At 35.5% G+C, this 6,323-nt stretch carries 4 protein-coding genes and 1 pseudogene; 4 read left to right on the plus strand and 1 reads right to left on the minus strand.

Translation table 11 applies throughout. The annotated features are described in order from the left end of the window. A pseudogene (locus B3J44_RS01430) lies at nt 1-364 on the plus strand (ionic transporter y4hA); the annotation flags it as partial. A 101-nt stretch (nt 365-465) separates the two neighbouring features. Here the strand turns inward: B3J44_RS01430 and B3J44_RS01435 are convergent. Next, nucleotides 466-2,319, minus strand: coding sequence for a hypothetical protein (locus B3J44_RS01435; protein ID WP_286965125.1), 1,854 nt, complete (start codon nt 2,317-2,319; stop codon nt 466-468). Nucleotides 2,320-2,672: 353 nt separating this feature from the next. On the opposite strand from B3J44_RS01435, the gene gndA reads away from it, so the two are divergent. The 3 genes from gndA to pgl form a co-directional block, all read left to right on the plus strand. Beyond that, on the plus strand, nt 2,673-4,082 hold the full coding sequence (gene gndA, locus B3J44_RS01440) for an NADP-dependent phosphogluconate dehydrogenase (RefSeq protein WP_286965127.1): 1,410 nt from the start codon (nt 2,673-2,675) through the stop codon (nt 4,080-4,082). A gap of 30 nt (nt 4,083-4,112) precedes the next feature. Next, complete coding sequence (gene zwf / locus B3J44_RS01445; protein WP_286965129.1) at nt 4,113-5,642, plus strand: glucose-6-phosphate dehydrogenase; 1,530 nt, start codon at nt 4,113-4,115, stop codon at nt 5,640-5,642. Then, a partial coding sequence (pgl, locus tag B3J44_RS01450) for a 6-phosphogluconolactonase (protein ID WP_286965130.1) occupies nt 5,626-6,323 on the plus strand: 698 nt, incomplete at its 3' end. The genes zwf and pgl, both read left to right, overlap by 17 nt.

Consider the following 6,323-nt stretch of genomic DNA (forward strand, 5'->3'; position numbering starts at 1 on the left):
TATTATTATAAGTCACAATCTTCCAAAATCTTTGGTTGGGGTTATAATCGCCATTATTATATTATTGCCAGAAGCGATTGCAGCGATAATTGCAGCCAAAAAGAACAGATTGCAAACGAGTTTAAACCTAGCTTTAGGTTCTGCACTTGCCAGTATTGGTTTAACTATTCCAACTGTTGCGCTCGTTTGTATCTTATTGGGAATTCCTATTGTTTTAGGGCTTGATATTAAATCTATTGTTCTTTTGGCACTGTCTGTTTTTACGGTAATGCTTTCTCTTAGCAAAGGAAAATCGAATATCGTTTACGGCGTTGTGCTTTTAGTCAATTTGTTTGCTTATATGTTTTTGATGATTTATCCTTAAGCTTTCCAATTGATTTTAGTTGCTTAAATGTATTCTCGGATTCGATTCCTGGCGACTCTAAACTGTAAAATTAATATTTACAGGCTTTTTTTTATCATTTTTTAAAACAGCGTCAAACCAAAACTCCATCCTATCCATCCCAGAATGTCTTTGCTATTATTGTTGATTATAGTATAGCGTTTGGTACGATCTTGAACGAATGTAGAAGTATTTACGTTTCCGTTTTTATCTTGTTTCTCAGACCAATAAAAATTTAAAGAAGGTCCTGCAGATATCGCTACGCCTTTACACAATTGAAAAGAAAAGGAAGAATCAAATTTAGATAAGGAATTATAAATGTCCCAATTTCCTAAATAAAGATACTGCGTGCTAAATTCGGGATTAAAAGTGAAGCGTTTCCCTAACGGAATGTTCTTTCCTAGTCCAATTCCGAAAGAAAACAGTTTTTCTTCATCGGTTCTATCGCTTCTTCCCGCCATTAAAATGGTATACATTTTATGATCTCCTGTTTTTACGGCAAGATTTATATCTGAAATTTCGTTGCTCGTTATGCTGATTTTTTTATAACCGCCTTTTTTAAAGTTTAATAAACCAAAACTATAACCAGAGGGTGAATCTGTAATGTTGACCAATCCAAATTGGACTCCATGTAATTCTTTGGCATAATTAAAAAGACCTGTAATTTGAGCACCTCGCAAGGTATCTTTTCCAATATTGTAAATTCCCGAAAGCTGTAATCCGTTTTGCGAACCCTTTACTGTATTACCAATTCCTGCAATTTGAAGTCCTTTAGAATCTTTATATACATTGTTATAAATACCGCCCATTTGCAAACCGACTTGCGAACCTTTTACACTATTATGAATACCACTTACTTGCAATCCTCTTAAATTGCCAAAAACATTATTATAGATTCCCGCTAACTGAACTCCGTTTACAGATCCTCCAACGGTATTAAATATTCCGGCTATTTGAAGCGCATCCACATTCATACGATTAATGTTGTAAAGCCCTGCCATTTCAAGTCCGCGAACTCCAGCATTATAACCTCCTAATATATTTAGCGAAAAATTATTGACAATCTGCGTATTCAGCATTCCTCGAGTACTGATACTCGGAATTAAAGAAGCCTGCAAAGGAACCTTCGAAATAAATCCTCCCAGATTGAGCGCTTGTATTTTTTGTTTGGAGGAAATAAAGAAACGGCCAATTCCTGATCTTTCAATTGCAGAGAAATCTCCATCAATATAATCTGTTTTATTTTTTTTATCTCCCATCTGAATTTTAATTTCAGAAAGAAAAACCATTGTCACCGTTTTATAATTCTCCTTAACCGCTGTAAGTTCTATAGCTTGAGGTGCATTTTTTAATCGAAGTTCAAAAAAACCATCTTTGTTGGTTAAGGTAGATACTAGTGCATTCTTCTCTAATACACTCACATTTTCAATACGATTATTGGTTTTTGTATCTACAATATAACCAATTACAATTTGCTGTCCGTCGCTCATAACAGTGTTTTTTTCTAACACAAGAGCAAGTTCTAAAGGCGCATAACGAACAATAACAAATCCTGGCGATTCTTTAAATTCATATTTAGCACCTAACAACTGATCCAGAACTCCTTTTACGGTACTATTATCGGTATGAATGCTAACGATGCTATCTTTTACAGCTAGTTTACCATAATAAGCAAATCTGAAATTCCCTTTTTCTTCCATTAAGTCCAAAACACTGCCTAATGGCTTCTTAACTGCCTGAATAGAAATTTCATTTTCTAGTACCGATTGTGCATTTGCTTTAAAAAAGACTCCCGAAGTCAGGGTTAAAAAGATGGCTGTAAAAACAAACTTTATGTTTCTTGGCATAAAAAGGATATAATACTTTAATGAATTAAATCTTGGATCCAATGATTGGGTTTCCAAAATTACCCCAATTCCTATATTTTCAATAAACATTTTTGTAATTTTTTACTTCTTTTTACTCTTGAGCAGAAAACTACTGTAAATAAAAACAACTCGCAATTACATTATCAGTATTATAACGATATAGTACTATAAAGGACTAGAAACAATTATAATAAGCGTAATTTTTACACATAAAAAAGTATCACAATAAAGACCAAAAGTGAACTATTTTACACCTCCTTTTTCAGCATTTTTGCCTAACTTAGCGGTCTGCATTTTGAATGTAAAAAAATTAAAATAACCATTGTTTTTCTGCAAAACATTGAACTAAAAAACATTACTGTGCTTTTTCGTGCTTTTTTCTGCAAAAAACAGCTTTCTAATAATTTAGTTAATTGAAAACTATGAACAAATTTGATTTTGGAATTGTAGGACTTGGTGTAATGGGCCGTAACCTACTTTTAAATATTGCTAGCCACAACTTCGCGGCTGCAGGTTTAGACTTAGATACCGAAAAAGTCAACTCACTTCAACAAGAAGCTGCTCCTGATCATACTATCGAAGCGACTACAGATGTAAAGCATTTTGTAGAACTTATTCAACAGCCAAGAGCGATTATGCTATTGGTTCCTGCGGGAAAACCAGTTGACAGCGCAATTGCTAGTTTACTTCCTCATTTAGATAAAGGAGATATCATCATCGACGGTGGAAACACTTATTTTACTGATACTGACAGAAGATTTATTGAATTGTCTGAAAAAGGAATCCACTTCTTTGGGATGGGAATTTCTGGCGGTGAAAAAGGCGCTCGTTTTGGTCCAGCTATGATGCCTGGTGGAGATCAAAAAGCTTATGAAAGATTACGTCCTATTTTTGAAGCAATTGCTGCAAAAGTAGATGGAGAGCCTTGTGTAGAATATTTAGGAAATGGTTCTGCTGGAAACTACGTAAAAATGGTTCATAACGGAATCGAATACGGAATCATGCAGTTGATTTCTGAGATTTATGACTTAATGAAAAGAGGTTATAACTTGGACGACGAAACGATTCAGAAAACTTTTGCTGAATGGAATCAGACTGATGATTTAAGATCGTATTTGATTGAAATTACTGGAAACATCTTAAAACAAAAAGACGAAGACGGAACACAATTAATCAACAAAATCTCGGATTGGGCAAGATCTAAAGGAACAGGGAAATGGACATCGCAAAATGCAATGGATTTACAAGTTCCAGTTCCGACAATCGACGCAGCAGTGAACATGCGCGATATGTCTAAAACAAAACCAGAAAGAATTGAAGCGGCTAAGAAATTAGTTTGGAACGCTGATGAAACAAGTGTTTCTCAAAACGAAGCAATTGCTTCTTTAAAATCGGCTTTATTCTTTTCTATCGTTGTGACTTATGCGCAAGGCTTAGCTCAGCTTCACACAGCTTCTAAAGAATATAACTACGGATTAAATTTAGAAACAGTTGCTAAAATCTGGCGTGGCGGATGTATCATTCGTGCGACAATTTTAGAAGATTTCAGAAAAGCATATGTTGCCAAAACAGATTTGCCAAATTTACTTTTAGATAGCGGAATTGCTTCAAAATTAGTAGAAAACCAATCAGGAATGAGAGCGGTTATTCAATTCGCAGTTCAAAAAGGATTACCAGTTTCAGGATTAATGAATTCATTGGCTTATTTTGATGCTTACCGTTCTGCTAATCTTCCAACCAATTTAATTCAGGCACAACGTGATTATTTTGGAGCGCATACTTACGAGCGTATCGATAAAGAAGGCGTTTTCCATACTCAATGGGCTGAGTAAATAATTAAAGCAACACAACTACACCACACAATGACTAAAAATAAACTAAAGAATCCGACAATTATAGTAATTTTTGGAGGAACTGGAGATCTAGCAAAAAGAAAGCTCTTCCCAGCTTTTCAAAATCTGTACCTTGACGGACGTATGTCTGAAAAGTTTCAGATTATTGCTCTTGGTAGAGCTGAAAAAAGCAATGAAGATTTTCGCGCTTATGTGGCAGAAAATCTAAATCTTTTTTCAAGAAGAAAAGGAATCAATGACCCAGAAACAGAAAAATTTCTTTCTCACATCACTTACCACAGTCTTGATATTGACAAAGAAGAATCGTATATCGGATTGAACGAAAAAATAAACAATTTTGACTTGGCTTTTGGCGAACGTGCTAATCGTCTTTTCTATCTTTCGATTACGCCTTCTTTCATTTCTACAATTTCTAGCAATATCAAGAAAATCGGGCTTGCTGCAAATCCAAAACAGGATCGTATTATAATTGAAAAACCTTTTGGTTACGATAAAGCTTCTGCAATTGAATTGAATGAAATGCTTTCGCAGACTTTCAAAGAAGAGCAGATTTACAGAATCGATCACTATTTAGGAAAAGAAACAGTTCAAAATATCTTGGCTTTCCGTTTTGGAAATTCAATGTTTGAGCCTTTATGGAGCCGTAATTTTATTGATTTCGTGCAAATTACCGTTGCAGAAGAAGTTGGCGTTGAAGAACGAGGCGGATTCTACGAAGGTGTTGGCGCACTTAAAGATATGATTCAAAACCACTTGCTTCAGATTTTATGTATGACGGCTATGGAAGCTCCTGCTTCTTTAAATGCTGATGACATTCGTAATCGTAAAGCAGATGTCTTAAAATCGATTCGCCGAATCAAACCAGACGAAGTTGATCATTACATTGTAAGAGGCCAATACGATGCTGGAGAAATAAAAGGTGTTCCAGTTCCAGGTTACCGTCAAGACAAAGGCATTGCACCAGATTCTAATACAGAGACTTATGTAGCAATGAAAATTTATTTGGACAACTGGAGATGGCAAGGAATTCCGTTCTATTTACGTTCAGGAAAAAGAATGGAAGAAAAACAATCTTCGATCATTATTCAGTTTAAACCCGTTCCGCATTCTTCATTTTCTTATGGAAAAGAAGGTATGACACCAAATAGGCTGATTATCAATATTCAGCCTTCAATGGACATTAAACTGCAATTTATGACCAAAAAACCAGGTTTATCAATGTCTTTAAGACCTGCTGAAATGGTTTTCGATTATTTTGCTTGCTCAACAATGTCGCCAGAAGCATACGAAACGTTGATTGCAGATGCATTACTAGGAGATCCTACTCTATTTATGCGTTGGGATCAAGTGGAAGAAGCTTGGGACGCAATTGATACGATTCAGCAAGTTTGGAAAACAACTGCTCCAAAGAATTTCCCAAATTACAAAGCGGGAAGCTGGGGACCTGAAGAAGCTGATGAATTGTTAGCGCGCCAAGGCCACAAATGGATTCCGAATACACAAACAAAAGAAGAAGTTTTAAATGATACAGATTTATAATAACACAGAAGAAATTAATACTACAGCAGCAGATCTTTTTGTAGAATCGGCTCAGAAAGCAATAGCTGCAAATGGCAAATTTACAGCTGTTCTTACAGGAGGTTCTTCTCCTGCAGGAATTTACAAATTATTAGCTTCTGATGCTTACAAAAACAAAATAGACTGGAGTAAAGTTTATATTTTTTGGGGTGATGAAAGATGGGTTCCGCTTAATGATGATTTGAGCAATGCAAAAATGTCTTATTCAACTTTATTGAGCCACGTTCCAATTCCGCAAGAAAACATTTTTGAAATGTATAAAGACGGAGTTACACCAGAAGAATATGCTGCTGAATACGAGAAATCTATCAGAACTGTTTTGGGCGAAGAAGGTAAATTTGACCTGATTCTTTTAGGTATGGGAGACGACGGACATACGGCTTCTCTTTTCCCAGGTGAAGCGGTTCTAGAAGAACAAACTAAATGGGTTGACGCTTATTATTTGGCTCCGCAAAAAATGTATCGTATCACGCTTACTGCTCCAATAATCAATAAGGCAGAAAAAATTGTAGTGGTGGCTTTTGGAGAAAAGAAAGTTCATGCTTTAAAAGAAGTTACGACGGGCGAATACAATCCAACATTATATCCGATGCAATTGATTAAACCAGTTTCGGGCGAGTTATTGTTTTTGGTAGATAAAGT

The sequence above is a fragment of the Flavobacterium sp. UBA4854 genome, from assembly GCF_002399805.1.
Classification (GTDB): Bacteria; Bacteroidota; Bacteroidia; order Flavobacteriales; family Flavobacteriaceae; genus Flavobacterium; species Flavobacterium ginsengisoli.

Bases quoted from the DNA above. Each gene is read 5' to 3' on its own strand.
- gndA (WP_286965127.1), top strand. From the start codon at position 2,673: ATGAACAAATTTGATTTTGGAATTGTAGGACTTGGTGTAATGGGCCGT.
- B3J44_RS01435 (WP_286965125.1), bottom strand. From the start codon at position 2,319: ATGTTTATTGAAAATATAGGAATTGGGGTAATTTTGGAAACCCAATCA.
- zwf (WP_286965129.1), top strand. From the start codon at position 4,113: ATGACTAAAAATAAACTAAAGAATCCGACAATTATAGTAATTTTTGGA.